Genomic DNA, 17581 nt, shown 5'->3' with positions numbered 1-17581 from the left:
TGGCGGCTGTTCTGCCGCTGGCGGCGGACTGGCCTGCGGCGCGGCGCCTGTCGCGGGCTGCTGCTGTTGGGGCGCGGGCTGGGCGGGGGTAGCGGGCTGTTCCGGTTGTGCAGGAGCTGCTGGTGCGGGCGATGGCGCCGAAGCCGGGGCTTGCTGGACCGGGGTAGGCGGGGGAGACGTTGCTTCCTGGGCGAAAACGATGCCCGTTGGCGTCAGCGCCGCCGCGACCAATGTCAGGGCGAACACCGCCGCCGCGAGCCGGCTTCCCGCCATCGTCCCGCAAGCGCTCACGCGGGCCCGTCCGGGCGTCGCGGCGCGTTGGCCAACGCTGGCCGGCGGAAACGTGGATGCGCTGGGGCGATGGGTGGGCCGTAACATTCAGCATATCTCCGTGGCGGGCAGGTGTGGCGGATGGCGGGCATTGCGGGCGCGAGGCGCGGAACCGACCGGCGCATCAGGGCTGGCGCCGGGACCGTAGCACCCCATATGAGGCTGATTGCGTCAGGCGCCAGAGCCCTTGCAGCAAAAGCCGCTTGCGTGGCGGCGTTGCCTGTAAGGGCCTCTTTTTATGTTTTGTCCCTGGAATTGCGGCAAATCTGAAGAGGCGCGGGACCCTTGCGTGGCCCTGCCAGGGCCAGACGTTACGGCAGCAGGATTGGACTGGAAGCATGGCGCAGGCCGCAGATCGCGAATCGACCCATGATATGGCGGTGGCGCTGACAGATTTACAACTGTCCCTGGGGGCCGGCGCGGCGCGGGTTCATATCCTGAAAGGCATTTCGCTCAATATCCGCCGGGGCGAAATCGTCAGCCTCGTTGGTCCTTCCGGTTCGGGAAAATCCACCCTGCTGATGACTCTGGCCGGGCTTGAGCGCCCCGACAGCGGCAGCGTCGTCGTCGCTGGCCAGGACCTCACCAGCTATGGCGAGGATCAGCTGGCGCGATTTCGTGGCCGTAATGTCGGCATCGTCTTCCAGTCTTTCCACCTCGTGCCGACGATGACGGCGCTGGAAAACGTCGCACTGCCGCTGGAGCTGGCCGGCGCGGCCGACGCTTTCGCCCGCGCCGCAGCCGAACTGGCCGCCGTCGGCCTGGCTGACCGGGCCGGGCACTATCCTGCGCAATTGTCTGGCGGCGAGCAGCAGCGTGTGGCGGTGGCCCGCGCCATCGTCGCCAATCCGCCGCTGCTGGTGGCGGACGAACCGACCGGCAATCTCGATGAGGCCACCGGCGCCAGCATTATCGACCTGTTGTTCGCGTTGCGCCGCGAGCGCGGATCGACGCTGGTGATCGTGACCCACGACAACAATCTGGCGGCGCGATGTGACCGGGTGATCCGCATTCGCTCCGGGCGGATCGACGCGGCCGGGGCAGACGCTTCGGCGGAAGCCGCGGCATGAGCGACCGGGCCATGAGCGGCCGGCGGGCCATATTGCCGTTGACCCTGCGTCTGGCGCTACGCGAATTGCGCGGCGGCCTGCGCGGGTTCGGCGTGTTCCTTGGCTGCATCATTCTGGGCGTCGCCGCCATCGCCGGCGTCTCCAGCATCTCGCGCAGCCTGACCGAAGGCCTGGCGCGCGAGGGCCGGGCGATTCTGGGCGGCGACCTCGCCATCAGTTTCGTCCAGCGCGAGCCTGACGCCCGCGAAACGGCCTATATCAAGAAGTTGGGCGCCAACGCCGTCACGGCCAATCTGCGCGCCATGGCCCGGGTCGACGGGCCGGGCGGCGACGCTGGCTCGGCCGCCATGGTCGAACTGAAGGCGATCGAAGACCCGTATCCGCTGGTCGGCAAGCTGGAGCTGGAGCCGGCCCTGCCGCTCGACGACGCGCTGGCCGTGCGTGACGGCGCGCCCGGCGCCGTGGCCGAACCGGCGCTGTTTGCCCGGCTTGGGGTAAAGGTCGGCGATCGCATCCTGATCGGCGACCGGCCGGTCGAACTGCGCGCCCGCCTGGTCAGCGAGCCGGACAAGCTCGGCGGCGGCTATGGCTTCGGCCCCCGATTGATGGTGAGCACGCAGACCCTGCGGGAGAGCGGCCTGATCCAGCCAGGCAGCCTGGTGCGCTGGACCCGGCAGGTGGCGCTTCCGGCAGGCGCCAATGATGACGCGGCCCTGAAGGCGGTGCAGGCCAGGCTGGAGACGGACTGGGGCAAGGCCGGCTGGCAGGTGCGCTCCCGCCAGGCGGCGGCGCCCGAATTCGAGCGCAATATCGAGCGTTTCACCCAGTTTCTGTCGCTGGTGGGGTTGACGGCGCTGCTGGTGGGCGGCGTCGGCGTCGCCAACGCCACGCGCGGCTTCGTTGACCGGCAGCGGCGCAGCATCGCCACCATGAAGAGCCTTGGCGCTTCCGGCAGCCGCGTCGTCGCCATCTATCTGACGCAGGTGATGCTGGTGGCGCTGGCCGGCGTCATTATCGGCCTGATGGTCGGGGCGGTTGCGCCGTTCGCCGCCGTGGCGCTGGCTGGCGATCTGTTGCCGGTTCCCATTATTCCCACCCTGGCCTGGCGGGAACTGGCGCTGGCGGCGGTGTATGGCCTGCTGACGGCGTTCGTCTTCGCCATCGGGCCGCTGGGGCGGGCGCGCGACGTGCCGGTCTCCGGGCTGTTCCGCGACATGGCCGACGCGGACCGGCGCTGGCCGCGCCCTGCCTATCTGCTGGCCATGGCGGCGGGGCTCGCCATTCTGGTCACCGTCGCCATCGGCTTCTCCTATGACCGGCGCATTGCCATCGCCTTCGTCGTCGCCGCGTTCCTCACCTTCCTGATGCTGCGGCTGGTGGCGATGGGTGTCATGGCCGTGGCGCGCCGCTTGCCGCGACCGCGCCATGCCCCGGCCCGGCTGGCGCTGGCCAACATCCATCGGGCTGGCGCGCTGACGCCGTCGCTGGTGCTGTCGGTTGGCCTCGGCGTGACCCTGCTGGTCGCTCTGGCCCTGGTGCAGACCAATATCCGCGACCAGCTGACCCGGTCCGTTCCAGGCACGGCGCCGGATTTCTATTTCGTTGACATTCCCTCGGCTCAGGCTGACGCCTTCGCCGCCATGATCGACCGGCTCGCTCCCGGCGGCCGTTTCGAGCGCGTGCCGATGATGCGTGGCCGCATCGTCTCCATCAACGGCGCGCCGGCGGAGAAGATCAATGCGCCGCAGGACGTGGCGTGGGTGCTGGACGGCGATCGCGGCGTCACCTTCTCCGAAAAGCCGCCAGAGGGATCGCGCATCGCATCGGGCGCCTGGTGGCCGGCGGACTACAGCGGTCCGCCGCTGGTGTCGCTGGACCAGCGCATCGCCAAAGGACTTGGCCTGGAGGTGGGCGGCGAGCTGGTGGTCAATGTGCTTGGCCGTGAGATCCGGGCGCGGGTCGCCAGCCTGCGGGCGATTGAATGGCGCTCGCTCGGCATCAATTTCGTCATGATCTTCTCGCCCAACACCTTTCGCGGCGCGCCGCACACGGCGCTGGCTACCTTGCGGATGGCCCCCGACGCGCCGCCCGGGGCTGCTGATCCGGTGGTGCGCGAAGCGGCGAAGGCGTTTCCGATGGTGGCGTCGCTGCGGGTGCGCGAGGCGCTCAACGCCATCGACGAGATCGTCGGCAAGCTGTCCTGGGCTATCGCCGGCGCCAGCCTGATCTCACTGGCTGCGAGCGTTCTGGTGCTGGCCGGGGCCCTGGCGGCCGGCCAGCGGGCGCGCCTCTACGACGCGGTGATCCTGAAAACCCTCGGCGCCACGCGCGGCCGGCTGCTGCTGGCCTATGCGCTGGAATATGGCGGGCTGGCGGTGGTGACCGGCGCCTTCGGCCTCGCCGCAGGCGCGGCGGCGGGCTGGTTCATCGTCACAAGGCCGATGCGCCTCGAATTCCTGTTCAGCTGGCCGGAACCGTTGATGGCTATCGTCATCGCCATTGTCGTGACGGTGGCGCTGGGCCTCGCCGGCACGTGGCGGGTGCTCGGCCAGTCACCGGCGCAACGACTGCGGGCGAACTGACGGCGAAAGCTGGCGCGGGAGCGACCATGAGCCGGCTCCAGCGGGCGCATTAACACATGAACGGGTTTTCACTTGTATTATGCGCGCAGAGCAACCATGTTTTGCTCACGGTGCAACTGTCGGGCCGTGCTGGCTTGCGCATGCGCATCACGAGACGTTGTGAGGGTTTAATGTCAAACTGGAACCGCGGCGCCCCGGAACTGAACCAGGGGTATGCCCAGACCGGGACTGTAGAGCTCGATCAGGGCCTGCGGTCCTACATGCTCGGTGTCTACAACCACATGGTGGTCGGCCTGGCCATCACCGGCCTTGTCGCCTTGGGCACATATATGCTGTCGGTGACGACCGACGCGTCGCAGGCCGCGGCGCGCGCCGGCAACATCATGTTGACCAGCGTGGGCTACGCGCTGTTCGCCAGCCCGCTGAAGTGGGTGGTGATCTTCGCGCCGCTGGCCTTCGTCTTCTTCCTCAGCGCCCGCATGGAGCGCATGCAGGCGTCGACGGCCCGGGGCCTGTTCTACGCCTTCGCGGCGGTCATGGGTCTGTCGCTGTCGTCGATTTTCCTCGTCTACACGCATGCCTCGATCGCCCGGGTGTTCTTCATCACGGCGGCGGCGTTCGGCGGTCTGAGCCTTTACGGCTACACGACGAAGCGTGACCTGTCGGCCTTCGGCACCTTCCTGGTGATGGGCCTGATCGGCGTGGTGATCGCCTCGATCGTCAACCTGTTCCTGCAGTCGTCGGCCTTCCAGTTCGCCATCTCACTGGTCGGCGTGCTGGTGTTCTCCGGCCTGACCGCCTGGGACACCCAGCGCATCAAGGAAATGTACTACGAGGCTGACGGCTACGAGACCGCCGCCAAGAAGTCGATCCTCGGCGCGCTGATGCTGTACCTCGACTTCATCAACCTGTTCACGATGCTGCTGCAGCTGTTCGGCTCGCGCAACGACTGACAACGGTTGTAAGGACAGGCCCAGCCCTGGACCGCAGTGTGGAAGGCCCCGTTCGCGGGGCCTTTTTCTTTGGCCCTCCGGGACACTCTTGCGAAAGGGCGGGAGCGGCCTTTTTGGGCGAAAGCGCCTCAGCCGCGTATGAGGCGGAGCGGCCTGTCGATAACGGCGAGGACGCGGGAGAGGTCGTTGCCGCGTTTCAGAATGAGGCCCGCCGCGGAAACCACGCTCCAGGCGCCCTGCTTGCGCTCCAGGCGCGGCTGCTTCTCGATGCGGTACAGGGGCGCTTCCGAAGTCCGCCGGAACACGGAAAAAATGGCCCGGTCCTTGTGGAAGTCGATGGCGTAGTCGCGCCATTCGCCCTCAGCGACGCGACGTCCATACAGGTTGAGCAACGTATTCAGTTCGCGCCGGTCAAAGCTGACGCGGGGCGGCGTGGGCGTGATGGGGACGGGCGTCGGGAGTGGGGCGGGAGCGGCGGCCGGGAGCGCCGGGGCGATCGTGGCGGCATTCGTGCGGGAAGGCCGGGCGCTGATGGCGACGATATCGCCAGGCGACGCGTGCTGCGTCTGCTCATCTTCCGCGGGTTGCTCGGATGTCATCATGTCGGTCGCCATCCTCCTTGATGCAGGCCGCAAGACCGATGGGTTGCGCCGCCAGTCTGAAGCGGATTGGTCGTGAGGTAAATGGCGGCGGCGCCCATGGCGCGCAGCCAGCCGGATGCTGGCGGACCCGGCGATGCTGGTTTCTGTAGATACCGGCTTTTGTCGATCCTGGTTTCTCTGGATGCGGGCTTCTGGCGCGCAGATATGGCGGCGGCTGTGCGTGTTCCGGGGAAATTACCGCGCGGGTTGCATCTTTTCCCGCCGGCGCGCGGGCGACCTGATCCCGGAAATGTATTCTCATCGTATTGTTGGTGGATATTTATTGTGCAGATAACGATGATTGTTTATGATTATTATACTGAGCGCTGTTCAAGAAATTGTTATTGAAAAAACACGATATCGACATGGCGATGCCTTGCGGTTGCCGCAAAGTCACGTCAATAATCCCTCGTTGTTCCGGCAGTCTAACGCTGTTTCGCCGGGTTTATCAGCCCCCCAGCCCCACCGGCGTGCGGCTGTCTGGACTGCCGGACAACATTGAAGAAACAGGGCCGGTCTGACCGGCCCTGTTTCTTTTTGCGTTCCATGGCGGCAATGCGGCCGGACGCGCAGCCGGCTGGACCGGCTGCGCCAGCAGACGGCTTCAGGAAAGGCGCTGCATCTCGGCGATGATGGCGTCGCCCATCTCGCTGGTGGAGACGGCGTTGGCGCCGGGGCCGGCGATATCGCGGGTGCGCAGGCCGGCGCCCAGCACATTGGCGATGGCCAGATCCAGCTTGTCGGCCGCATCTCCAAGACCGAACGAATAGCGCAGCGCCATGCCCAGCGAGCCGATCATGGCGATCGGGTTGGCCATGCCCTTGCCGGCGATATCCGGCGCCGAGCCGTGCACCGGCTCATACAGCGCCTTGCGCTTGCCGGTGGCCGGGTCTTCCGCGCCCAGCGAGGCCGACGGCAGCATGCCCAGCGAGCCGGTGAGCATGGCGGCCACGTCGGAGAGGATGTCGCCGAACAGGTTGTCGGTGACGATCACGTCGTACTGCTTGGGGTTGCGCACCAGCTGCATGGCGCAATTGTCGGCCAGCACATGCTCCAGCGCCGCGCCGGCGAACTCTTCGCGGTGCACGCGGCTCACCACCTCGTGCCACAGCACGCCGGTGCGCATGACGTTGCGCTTCTCGGCAGAGGCGACGCGGTTGTTGCGCTTCGCCGCCAGATCGAAGGCGACGCGGGCGATGCGCTCCACCTCATGGGTGGTGTAGAGCTGGGTGTCGACGGCGCGCTTCTCGCCGTTCTCCAGGGTGACGATTTCCTTCGGCTCGCCGAAATAGACGCCGCCGGTCAGCTCGCGCACGATCATGATGTCGAGGCCTTCGACCAGCTCGCGCTTCAGCGAGGAGGCCTCGGCGAGGGCCGGGTAGCAGATGGCGGGGCGGAGGTTGGCGAACAGGCCGAGATCCTTGCGCAGGCGCAGCAGGCCAGCTTCCGGGCGCACCTCGTAGGGCACCGAATCCCACTTGGGGCCGCCCACGGCGCCGAACAGCACCGCATCGGCGGCCTGTGCGCGCGCCATGGCTTCCTCGGTGATCGACACGCCATGGGCGTCATAGGCCGAACCGCCGACCAGGTCTTTCTCGATTTCGAATTTCGCCACGCCAGCCTGGTCGAGCCAGCGCACAAGCTTTTCGACTTCGACGTTGACCTCGGGGCCGATGCCGTCGCCGGGGAGCAGGAGAAGATTGAAGGATGCCATGGACGCCTCACAGAAATTGTTCGCGACCGGGTTTAGGCGCGGCGGCGGCCCGGTGGCAAGTTCCCTGTGGGGTCAGCCGTGATTGCGGAGCGCCGTCACTTCGATTTCGACCTTCATCTCCGGCTCAATGAGGCCGGCGACGATCAGCACCGTGGCGGCCGGGCGGATACCAGCCAGCACCGCGCCGCAGACGTCCAGCACGGCGCGGGCGTCGTTACGGCTGGTGACGTAATAGGTGGCCCGGACGATGTCCTCCAGGGCGAAGCCGCCTTCCCGCAGGATTTTCCCAATCGTCGCCCACGCGTTGCGCGCCTGTTCCGCCGCGCTCTCCGGCAGAAGCATGGTCGCATAGTCATAGCCGGTGGTTCCGGCCACGAAAGCAAAAGGCCCGTCGACGACGAGCCTTGAATATCCCCATGCGTTTTCGAACGGCGAGCCAGTGGAGATGCGCCGGCGGGATCGGGCCCCGCCGGCATTGTCATTGTCGCGGCTCAGTTGCCGCCCTCGATCAGGCGGCGGGCGATGACCTGCGCCTGGATTTCCGCCGCGCCCTCGAAGATCGACAGGATGCGGGCGTCGCAGAGCAGGCGGCTCACGGTGTACTCCAGCGCGAAGCCGTTGCCGCCGTGGATCTGCAGGGCGTTGTCGGCGTTCGACCAGGCGATGCGGGCGGCGAGCAGCTTGGCCATGCCGGCCTCCAGGTCGCAGCGCTTGCCTTCGTCCTTGGCGCGGCCAGCGAAATAGGTGAGCTGGCGGGCGATCATAAGTTCCGCCGCCATCATCGCCAGCTTGTCGGAGACACGCGGGAAGCTGATGATCGGCTTGGCGAACTGGATGCGCTCCTGGGCGTAGCGCAGGCCAACTTCCAGCGCCGCCTGGGCGACGCCGACGGCGCGCGCCGCCGTCTGGATGCGGGCCGCCTCGAAGGTCTGCATGAGCTGGCGGAAGCCTTCACCCTCGACGCCGCCGAGCAGGTTCTCGCCCTTCACCTGGAAGCCGTCGAACGCCAGTTCGTATTCCTTCATGCCGCGATAGCCGAGCACCTCGATCTCGCCGCCGGTCAGGCCCTCGACCGGGAACGGGTTGGCGTCGTCGCCGCGCGGCTTCTCCGCCAGCAGGATCGACAGGCCGCGATAACCCGCAACGTCCGGCCTGGTGCGGACCAGCATGGTCATGACGTCGGCGCGGACCGGGTGGGTGATCCAGGTCTTGTTGCCGTACACCTTCCACACAGCCGCGTCCCCTTCGCCTTCCTTCACGGCGCGGGTGCGCAGCGAGGCGAGGTCGGAGCCGGTGTTCGGCTCGGTGAACACGGCGGTCGGCAGGATCTCGCCCGAGGCGATCTTCGGCAGCCAGTGCTGCTTCTGCGCGTCGGTGCCGCCGCCCAGGATCAGCTCGGCGGCGATCTCGGAACGGGTGCCCAGCGAGCCGACGCCGATATAGGCGCGCGACAGCTCTTCGGAGACGACGCACATGGAGACCTTGGACAGGCCCATGCCGCCATATTCTTCCGGAATGGTCAGGCCGAACACGCCGAGCTGGGCCATGCCGGCGACCACGTCGAGCGGGATGTATTCATTCTTCAGGTGCCACTGATGGGCGTGGGGAACCACTTCGGCGTCGGCGAAGCGCTTCATTTCGGAGCGAATCGCTTCCAGCGTCTCGTCAAGACCGGTGGCGCCGATGCTGGAGCCGCCGTCCATGTCCTTCATCAGTTCGACGAGGCGCAGGCGGGTGGCCGGCGTGTTGCCGACGGCGATCAGCTCCTCAACCGCCGCGGTGCGGTGGCTGGCGACGGTCGCCGCGTCGACGCCCAGGTCGCCGAGGCGGACCATCTCGTTCTGGCTGATCGGAATGCCGCCGAAAATCTGCGCCGTATATTCGCCGGCGGCGATGGCCAGCAGCAACTGCTCCACTTCGCCGAACCGGCCTTCATCGCTGAGGCGCTGCGCCCAGCCGGCGGCCTCGCGCACGCCGGTGACATAGGTGGCAAGCCAGGACAGGCCGTGGGCGGCGTGTTGCTCGGCGTCGATGCGCGCGGCGGAAACCTTGCCGTTCTCGGAAACGCGGGCGCGCACCGCGGAGGTGGCGGCGCTCTGCAACGCCTCCAGATCGCCGGAAACACGGCTGACCAGGGAGATGAGGTCGGAGGCGGCGGGAAGGGTGGCGGTCGCCACTTGGCTCATGACGCAGTTTCCTTGTTACGCGACGGCCACCGGGGGGCGTCGCGGCGCTGTATTCCGGAGCCGGTTGCCCCGGCGGGCGTCGCAGGGCGATCCCGTCCGGCATGAAACCGTCTCGTTGCAAATCGGGGCCGGCCGGCCGGCCGTCAGGGCAAAAATCCACGCGCGCCGGCCCGGGAGTTTTGCCCCTGTCCTCCTGGCTGGACGCTTTCCCTGACGCAAGGCGAGACGGCCTTGCCGGAAAAACGCTCCTGATGTTCTGGACGCGTCGTTACGGCGCGGTCAGCCTGCCAGGCGCGATTGCGGCGACACATTGCGCCGGATGGCGCGTCCGTGACAATCCGGCAAAAGTCACAACAGGACCGGTTGTTGGCGGCACAATAAACAAGCTGTCCGCGCAGGCAACGGCGTTGTGACGGCGAGAACCACGCAGATGGCGGCAGGCGTCATGCGGGCGGGGCTGGAACGGACGGCGCCGCGACCGGGCGGGGCGTGCGGTTGGCCAGCCAGACGCCGGCGACGGCGATGACCATGCCGAGAATCTGCACGGGCGTCAGCGTTTCGCCGAAAACCAGCCAGGTCATGGCCGCTGCGGCGACGGGAACCAGATAGAACAGCGCCGACATGGCCGAAACCTGCATGCGCCGCAGCAGCCACAACATCAGCAGGATGCCGGCGGCCGAAGTTCCGAGCACAGACCAAGCCATGGCGACCCACAATTCGCCGGCGCCGTCGAAATGCAGGTCCTCCACCAGCAGCGCCAGCGGCGTCACCAGCACGAAGGCGGCCAGGAACTGGATGGTCACGTTGACCCTGAGGTCGCCGGTCTGGCCGGTCTTTTTCTGCCAAAGCGTCCCAACGGAAATGGCGACCAGACCACAGCCGGCGGCGAGGATGGCGGCCGGCGGCAGGGCGTCGTCGCCGGCAAGGCGCGGCGCCAGCACCATGCCGGCCCCAACCAGGCCCGCGCCCAGCCCCATCCAGGCGCGCACGGTGACGCGTTCGCCGAGGAACGGGCCGGCCAGCAGGCCGGTGAGCACTGGTTGCAGGGCAAGAATCAGGGCGCAGACGCCAGCCGGCAGGCCGTGACGGACGCTCCAGAACACGCCGCTGAGCATGACGCCCTGTAGCAGCGCCCCGGCGATGGCGATATCGCGCCACTGCCGCATCGTCGTCGGCCATGGGGCGCGGGCCGCCACGGCGATTACCCCCATGACCAGAGCGGTGGCGGCGAACCGCACGGAAAGGAAGGTCAGCGGCTCGGCATGGGGCGCGACGTAGCGGGCGACGATGTAGCCGCTGGCGAGAATGATAACGAGGGCGACGCCGGCGAGGCGGACCGCCGGAGCGGAATGGGACATGGGAACGGCGTTTCCGGAAGCGGTCTCGCAGCAGCGGGGTAATCGCCGCATCGACATCGCAGCAATGCGCGCCAGAATTTCCACGCAACGCGCGGCGCCGTGAAAATTCTGGCGGCGTTGTTATTATGTGGCCTTCTGGAAACCGGAGATGATCGGGTTGAAAGGGCCCAGGGCCCTGATCAAACGCCGCGGGCTCCGGGCCCAGGCGCAACAGTGGTGGGATTTTTCGCGGTCAAAAGCAATCATCGCGGCGCATGAGGGCCATGATCCAGATGGGATAGCGCGGGCGCCTGCCGCCGGGGTTGCCTTTTGCGCCAGCCCGCGTTGTGCTCTGAACGGGGCAGAATCCGTTTGTCGTGAACCGGGATCTGGGCCGTTCATGGGGCCAGATGCGGCGTGCGACGGCTTCCGCCCCTGGCGAGCGCGCAAGGCAAACCCGGGGGGACGGGCCATCACAGTGATCTATCGGGTGTTCAGCGCCGCCATTAACCGTTTTCTCGAACATGACGGCTGGGCGCTCGCCAGCCATATCGCCATGTCGGCGCTGATGGCGCTGTTTCCGTTCATGATCGTCATCGCCTCGCTGGCGAGCATGATCGGCGCTTCCGATCTGGCCAACCGCGCCGCCACCCTGCTGTTCGAGATCTGGCCGGCGGACATCGCGGCGCCGCTGGCCAGCGAGATCCGCAAGGTGCTGACGGTGACGCGCGGCGACGCGCTGACGTTCGGCGCCCTGTTCGCTGTCTACTTCGCCTCCAACGGCATCGAGGCGCTGCGCATCGGCCTCAACCGCGCCTATGGGGCGGTGGAATGGCGCGCCTGGTACTGGACGCGGCTGGAATCCATCCTGTTCGTGCTGGTGAGCGCCGCGGCGTTGATGATCTTCGCCGTGCTGGTGGTGCTGTGGCCGGTGCTCTGGCAGACGGTGATGGCGTGGGCGCCGGCGCTGGAAGCGCAATTGCAGCCGCTGCGTTTCCTTGTTGGCGTGATCCGCTATGTGGTGACCGGCGCCGTGATGTTCGTGGTGCTGACGGCCGCGCACCTGCTGATCGCCGCCGGCCGGCGCAGCTTCCGCCAGGTGATGCCGGGCGTGGCGCTGACGATTATCGCCTGGTTCGTGGGCGGGGCGATCTTTGGCGCCTATATCGCCGACTTCGGCCAGCGGGGCTATGTCACGACCTATGCGGGCCTCGCCTCGGTCGCCATCGCGCTGGTGTTTCTTTACGTGCTGGGCGCGCTTTTCCTGCTCGGCGGCGAGGTCAATGCGGCGCTGATCGACCATGCGGAGGAGAGCGACTGAAGAATCGTGGTTCGCTCATGCAAAAAAAAACCGGCCGCCATGGGCCGGTTTTTTGTGTCGGTTGACGCTCCGCGAAGGGGGCGCGCAGGGGGCGCAACGCATGCGCCCTGGCGGGATGGTCGGCGTCTGTCCCGCCCCCGGCGTTCGTCAGGACGGGGCTCAGCCGCCCTTGCTGGCCTCGATGACGTCGTCGAGGTTGCGCAGGCCGGCCCGGGGTGAGTTGACCAGCACGGCCATGTTGCCGGGCGCATGGCGGTTCTGCCACATCTTCATGTGCGCGTCGGGGATGTCATTCCACTGGAAGACCTCGGACATGCAGGGATCGATGCGACGGTCGATGACGAACTGGTTCGCCGACGACGCCTGCTTGAGATGGGCGAAGTGCGAGCCCTGGATGCGCTTCTGCCGCATCCAGACGTAACGGGCGTCGAAGGTGATGTTGAAGCCGGACGTGCCGGCGCAGAACACCACCATGCCGCCGCGCTTGGCCACCAGGGCGGAGACCGGGAAAGTCGCCTCGCCGGGATGCTCGAAGACGATGTCGACGTCCTTCTTGCCGGTGATGTCCCAGATCGCCTTGCCGAAGGCGCGGGCGTTCTTCGTCCAGGTGTTGAATTCCGGCGAGTTGACCTTGGGGAGCTGGCCCCAGCAGTCGAAGTCCTTGCGGTTGATGACGCCCTTGGCGCCGAGCTGCATGACGTAGTCGCGCTTCGATTCGTCCGAGATCACGCCAATGGCGTTGGCGCCGGAGGCGGCGCAGAGCTGCACGCCGAACACGCCGAGACCACCCGAGGCGCCCCAGACCAGCACGTTGTCGCCGGGCTTGATGGTGTGCGGCGCGTGGCCGAACAGCATGCGGTAAGCGGTGGCCAGCGTCAGCGTGTAACAGGCGGCCTCCTCCCAGGTGAGGTGGCGCGGCTTTTCCATGAGCTGGCGCGACTGCACGCGGCAGAACTGGGCGAAGGAGCCGTCAGGCGTCTCATAGCCCCAGATGCGCTGGGAGGACGAGAACATCGGGTCGCCGCCGTTGCACTCCTCATCGTCGCCGTCGTCCTGGTTGCAGTGCACCACGACCTCGTCGCCGACCTTCCAGCGCTTGACCTTGCTGCCAACGGCCCAGACAACGCCCGAAGCGTCGGAGCCGGCGATGTGATACGGCTGCTTGTGGGCGTCGAGCACGGAAATCGGCTCGCCAAGGGCGGCCCAGACGCCGTTATAGTTGACGCCGGCGGCCATCACATAGATCAGCACCTCGTCCTCGCCGACAGTCCAGGTCGGCACGGTTTCCAGCAGCATCGCGGTGTCCGGCGGGCCGTGGCGTTCCTTGCGCACCACCCATGCCGTCATGTTGGCGGGCACATGGCCGAGCGGCGGCACTTCGCCCATGCGGTACAGATCCTTCTGCGCTCCACTGGACGACTTCTGAACGGCGGTCATGATGATGTTCCACTCCATGGCCCGGACGGAAGGGCTATGATGACTGGCGGAAACATGACCGTTGGCCGGGCCATGCTCCGCCTTGCTGATCTGCCGCATTTTCCCTTGACGAGGCGCGGGCGCCCCGCGTGAGGCAATGCTGTGGCGCGAAATCCGTGCGCCGGCGTCGGCCGGACATCCGGCGCGGCTGGCGGCCGGTCAGCGATCCCCGGAACCGCGACAACGCCAGCCCCCGAGATATAGACACGCAAGAGGGCAGTCGGAAGTTGGCCAAAAGTTTGATGCGCTTCTGTTGCCTGTGCGGCAGACGTTTCGTCATCTTCGGGCTAGATTGGCGACTTGTGAAATGGCCCCGCGCGGGGCGCAGGTTTTTGTCCGCCGCCGGCGCTGAAGCACGGTGGGCCGGACCTTATGAGCGAGTGGCTTGATGAGCGCACAGGACAGCACCGCGGCAGGCGCCGACGCCGGCAAGACGGTTGCACGCGACAAACCCTGGATTTTCCGCACCTACGCCGGCCACTCCACGGCGGTTGAGTCCAACCGCCTGTACCGCAGCAATCTCGCCAGAGGTCAGACCGGCCTGTCGGTGGCCTTCGACCTGCCGACCCAGACCGGCTACGACCCGGATCACGAACTGGCGCGGGGCGAGGTCGGCAAGGTGGGCGTGCCCGTGTCGCACATCGGCGACATGCGGGCGCTGTTCGATGGCATTCCGCTGGCGACGATGAACACCTCGATGACCATCAACGCCACGGCGGCCTGGCTGCTGGCGCTGTACATCGCCGTGGCCGACGAGCAGGGCGCGCCGCGCTCTTCGCTCACCGGCACGACGCAGAATGACATCATCAAGGAATATCTGTCGCGCGGCACCTATGTGTTCCCGCCGGCGCCGTCCATGCGCCTGATCAAGGACGTGGCGCTGTTCACCACCCGTGAGGTTCCCAAGTGGAACCCGATGAACGTCTGCTCCTACCATCTGCAGGAGGCTGGGGCGACGCCGGTGCAGGAGCTGTCCTACGCCCTCGCCACGGCCATCGCCGTGCTCGACACGGTGAAGGCCTCCGGTGAGGTTGACGAGGCCGGCTTCGGCAAGGTGGTGGCGCGCATCTCGTTCTTCGTGAACGCCGGCCTGCGCTTCATCACCGAAATGTGCAAGATGCGGGCCTTCGTCGAACTGTGGGACGAGATCTGCACCCAGCGCTACGGCATCACCGACGCCCGCCAGAAACTGTTCCGCTACGGCGTGCAGGTGAACTCGCTGGGCCTGACCGAGCCGCAGCCCGAGAACAACGTTTACCGCATCCTCATCGAGATGCTGGCGGTGGTGCTGTCGAAGAACGCCCGCGCCCGCGCCGTGCAGTTGCCGGCGTGGAACGAGGCGCTTGGCCTGCCGCGCGCCTGGGACCAGCAATGGTCGATCCGCATGCAGCAGATCATGGCCTATGAGACAGACCTGCTCGACTATGGCGACATCTTCGACGGCTCCGTCGAGATCACCCGCAAGGTGGAGGAGCTGAAGGCGGCGGCCCGGGAAGAACTGGCCCGCATTGACGCCATGGGCGGCGCCATCGTCGCGGTCGAGAATGGCGTCATGAAGCGCGCCCTGGTGGAATCCAACGCCCGCCGGCTCGCCGCCATCGAGGACGGCTCGCTGGTGGTCGTCGGCGTCAACCGCTGGATGGAGAGCGAGCCATCGCCGCTGACCGCCGGCGAAGGCTCCATCCTGACCGTTCCCGAGACGGTGGAAATGGAGGCGGTGAGCAAGATCCGCGCCTGGCGCGCCGGCCGCGACCAGGCGGCGGTGGACGCGGCGCTCGCCGATCTCGCCGCTGCGGCGCGTGAAGGGCGCAATGTCATGGAGCCGTCGATCGCCTGCGCCCGCGTCGGCGTGACCACGGGCGAATGGGGCCAGACCCTTCGCGACATCTTCGGCGAATACCGCGCGCCGACTGGCGTCAGCATCGAGACGAAGTCCCCGGAAATCGAGCGTGAAGTGCGGCTGCTGGTCGCCGATCTCGCCGATCGCATCGGCGCGGCCCCGCGCATTGTCGTTGGCAAGCCGGGCCTCGACGGGCACTCCAATGGCGCCGAACAGGTGGCGTTGCGCGCCCGCGACGTCGGCATGGACGTGACCTACGAAGGCATCCGCCAGACGCCGACCGAGATCGTGCGCCGGGCCCGTGAGACAAACGCCCACGTTATCGGCCTGTCGATCCTCTCCGGCTCGCATGTGCCGCTGGTGCGCGAGGTGAAGGCGAAGCTGCGCGCCGAGGGGCTCGATCACATTCCGGTGGTGGTCGGCGGCATCGTGCCGCCGGAGGATGAGCTGGTGCTGAAGAATATCGGCGTCGCCGCGGTCTACACGCCGAAGGACTATGCCCTCGACGAGGTCATGAAGGGCATCGTTCACGTGGTCCAGCGCTCGCTCGACAACCAGGACAAGGCCGGCGCCGCGGAGTGACGGCCACCGGCAGGCCTGCCGATCAGGGGCGGCGCCGCGGGGCTGCAACGTCATGTGCGCCGGAAGGCGTGAGCGTTGCAAAGGCCGGCGCGCCGGCCTTTTCGCGGTCCGGCGTGACGTGAAAAACAAGGCCGGCCACCCCGATGGTTCATCGGGCCCCAACCAACAAAAAAGCGCCCTCCCGGGCGCTTTTTCGCGTTCTGCACGGGCTGAAAATCAGGCCTTCAGCTTCTTGCCGCGCTCGACAGCCTCGGCGATGTAGCGCCGGGCTTCCTCAGCGTCGCCCCAGCCGCTCAGCTTGACCCATTTGCCGGCCTCGAGGTCCTTGTAGTGCAGGAAGAAGTGCTCGATCTGCTTCCAGGTGATCTCGGGCAGGTCGGTGTAGTTCTGCACGTTCTCGTAGCGGCGCGTCAGCTTGGTGGACGGCACGGCGATGATTTTCTCGTCGCCGCCGCCGTCGTCCTCCATCTTCAGCACGCCGATGGGGCGGCAGTTCATCATGGCGCCCGGCACGATCGGTCGGGTGTTGGCCACCAGCACGTCGATCGGATCGCCGTCCTCGGACAGGGTGTGGGGCACGAAGCCGTAGTTACCCGGATAACGCATCGGGGTGTACAGGAAGCGGTCCACGGTCAGGATCTGCGCATCCTTGTCCATTTCGTACTTGATCGGTTCGCCGCCGAGCGGAACCTCAATGATGACATTGATGTCGTGGGGCGGATTCTTGCCGATCGAAATTGCGTCAAGGCGCATGGGAAGTCTTCCGGTAAAAGCCGTGAATGGATTGCAGGACGGTTTGTCCCGTGAACGGCGTCTGTTTAGGTCCGATCGGCCGCAACAACAAGTGAGACAGAGGTTTTTTTCATCCGGAAGCGGGATGAGCAGGGCTGGCCCGGATCAGGCGCGTCTAGCTGAAGGCCCAGGCGCTGGCGGGAAAGTTCTCGCCGCCAATGCGGAACGCGGCGCGGGCTTGCGGCGCGCCGCCAAGGCCAGCGTAAAACTGGCTGCCGCGCGCGTTGGCGTCGAGGCACCAGATGACCGTGGAGCCGAGGGAGCGCCCCGACAGATCCCGCCGCGCCGCCCGAAACAGCCGGCGGCCAAGGCCCAGCCCCTGGCAGACCGGGTCCAGATACAGGGCGTCGATCTCGCCGCGCTGCGGCAGGGAGAGCATGCGGTTTTGACCATAAATGACATAACCGCCCACCTGATCGCCGACTTCCAGAACCAGCATCTGGCGGCTGCCGGGCTCGTTGCCGCGCGCGGCGTTCTGCCGCCACCATTCAGGGCCGCGCCGGGCAATCATCCGCTCCAGGGCGACGCCGGGCAATACGCCCTGATACGCTTCACGCCAGGCGGCATCGTGCACGATTGAAAGACCCTCGGCGTCGGAGAGTCTGGCGCGACGGATGCTGATGACAAGTTCACGCATAAGGAGAGCGTATGTAACAGCGCCGGGATCGACAAGCTGTGCTGTTCTGACGAAAGCGTGAGGCGTCAGCGTAAAGTATATTTGTGGCCGCCGCCCAGGTAAAACCGCCGGCGACATGGA

Annotated in this window: 14 protein-coding genes; 6 read left to right on the top strand and 8 right to left on the bottom strand. The window is 66.9% G+C overall.

The window, feature by feature from the left end; genetic code table 11:
- Positions 1-668: 668 nt before the first annotated feature.
- From EV666_RS05070 to EV666_RS05060, 3 genes are all read left to right on the top strand, one after another.
- On the top strand, positions 669-1400 hold the full coding sequence (locus tag EV666_RS05070) for an ABC transporter ATP-binding protein (RefSeq protein ID WP_207906333.1): 732 nt from the start codon (positions 669-671) through the stop codon (positions 1398-1400).
- Entirely contained in the window at positions 1397-3982 is a 2586-nt protein-coding gene (locus EV666_RS05065) for an ABC transporter permease (RefSeq protein ID WP_132004043.1), read from the top strand. Before EV666_RS05070 ends, EV666_RS05065 begins: the two co-directional genes overlap by 4 nt.
- Before the next feature lie 170 nt (positions 3983-4152).
- Positions 4153-4935, top strand: coding sequence for a Bax inhibitor-1/YccA family protein (locus EV666_RS05060; protein WP_132004040.1), 783 nt, complete (start codon positions 4153-4155; stop codon positions 4933-4935).
- Between the two features lie 128 nt (positions 4936-5063).
- On the opposite strand, the gene EV666_RS05055 is transcribed toward EV666_RS05060, so the two are convergent.
- The gene (locus EV666_RS05055) at positions 5064-5537 is read right to left on the bottom strand and encodes a DUF2794 domain-containing protein (protein ID WP_245514218.1); all 474 of its coding nucleotides are present in this window, start codon (positions 5535-5537) and stop codon (positions 5064-5066) included.
- 96 nt (positions 5538-5633) lie between these two features.
- On the opposite strand from EV666_RS05055, the gene EV666_RS05050 reads away from it, so the two are divergent.
- Entirely contained in the window at positions 5634-5924 is a 291-nt protein-coding gene (locus EV666_RS05050; protein WP_132004038.1) for a hypothetical protein, read from the top strand.
- A gap of 256 nt (positions 5925-6180) precedes the next feature.
- Here EV666_RS05050 and leuB read toward each other — a convergent pair whose 3' ends face one another.
- The 4 genes from leuB to EV666_RS05030 all read right to left on the bottom strand — a co-directional run bounded on the left by leuB (position 6181) and on the right by EV666_RS05030 (position 10834).
- A complete protein-coding gene (gene leuB, locus EV666_RS05045) occupies positions 6181-7290 on the bottom strand; it encodes a 3-isopropylmalate dehydrogenase (protein ID WP_132004035.1) in 1110 nt (369 codons plus the stop codon).
- A 72-nt stretch (positions 7291-7362) separates the two neighbouring features.
- Complete coding sequence (locus tag EV666_RS05040) at positions 7363-7785, bottom strand: RidA family protein (protein WP_132004033.1); 423 nt, start codon at positions 7783-7785, stop codon at positions 7363-7365.
- Positions 7782-9476, bottom strand: coding sequence for an acyl-CoA dehydrogenase family protein (locus EV666_RS05035; protein WP_132004030.1), 1695 nt, complete (start codon positions 9474-9476; stop codon positions 7782-7784). The genes EV666_RS05040 and EV666_RS05035 overlap by 4 nt, the downstream gene beginning before the upstream one ends.
- 443 nt (positions 9477-9919) lie before the next feature.
- Positions 9920-10834, bottom strand: coding sequence for a DMT family transporter (locus EV666_RS05030; RefSeq protein WP_132004027.1), 915 nt, complete (start codon positions 10832-10834; stop codon positions 9920-9922).
- Positions 10835-11291: 457 nt separating this feature from the next.
- Between EV666_RS05030 and EV666_RS05025 the strand changes: the two genes are divergently transcribed.
- Positions 11292-12134, top strand: a complete 843-nt coding sequence (locus EV666_RS05025) for a YihY/virulence factor BrkB family protein (RefSeq protein ID WP_245514217.1) — start codon at positions 11292-11294, stop codon at positions 12132-12134.
- 159 nt (positions 12135-12293) lie between these two features.
- Here the strand turns inward: EV666_RS05025 and ccrA are convergent, their stop codons facing one another.
- Positions 12294-13571 carry a crotonyl-CoA carboxylase/reductase gene (gene ccrA, locus EV666_RS05020; RefSeq protein ID WP_132004021.1) on the bottom strand — a complete coding sequence of 426 codons (1278 nt, stop codon included), beginning with the start codon at positions 13569-13571 and terminating at the stop codon, positions 12294-12296.
- Between the two features lie 427 nt (positions 13572-13998).
- Between ccrA and EV666_RS05015 the strand changes: the two genes are divergently transcribed.
- Positions 13999-16032: a protein meaA gene (locus tag EV666_RS05015; RefSeq protein ID WP_132004018.1), complete on the top strand. Its 2034-nt coding sequence runs from the start codon at positions 13999-14001 to the stop codon at positions 16030-16032.
- 216 nt (positions 16033-16248) lie between these two features.
- Here EV666_RS05015 and ppa read toward each other — a convergent pair whose 3' ends face one another.
- Together ppa and EV666_RS05005 are read right to left on the bottom strand one after the other, a co-directional pair.
- Positions 16249-16785: an inorganic diphosphatase gene (gene ppa / locus EV666_RS05010; RefSeq protein ID WP_132004015.1), complete on the bottom strand. Its 537-nt coding sequence runs from the start codon at positions 16783-16785 to the stop codon at positions 16249-16251.
- Between the two features lie 154 nt (positions 16786-16939).
- On the bottom strand, positions 16940-17461 hold the full coding sequence (locus EV666_RS05005) for a GNAT family N-acetyltransferase (protein WP_132004012.1): 522 nt from the start codon (positions 17459-17461) through the stop codon (positions 16940-16942).
- Between the last annotated feature and the right edge of the window lie 120 nt (positions 17462-17581).

This window comes from Camelimonas lactis (assembly GCF_004342915.1).
Taxonomy (GTDB): Bacteria; Pseudomonadota; Alphaproteobacteria; order Rhizobiales; family Beijerinckiaceae; genus Camelimonas; species Camelimonas lactis.
This window is presented reverse-complemented; position numbering and strand designations above follow the sequence as displayed.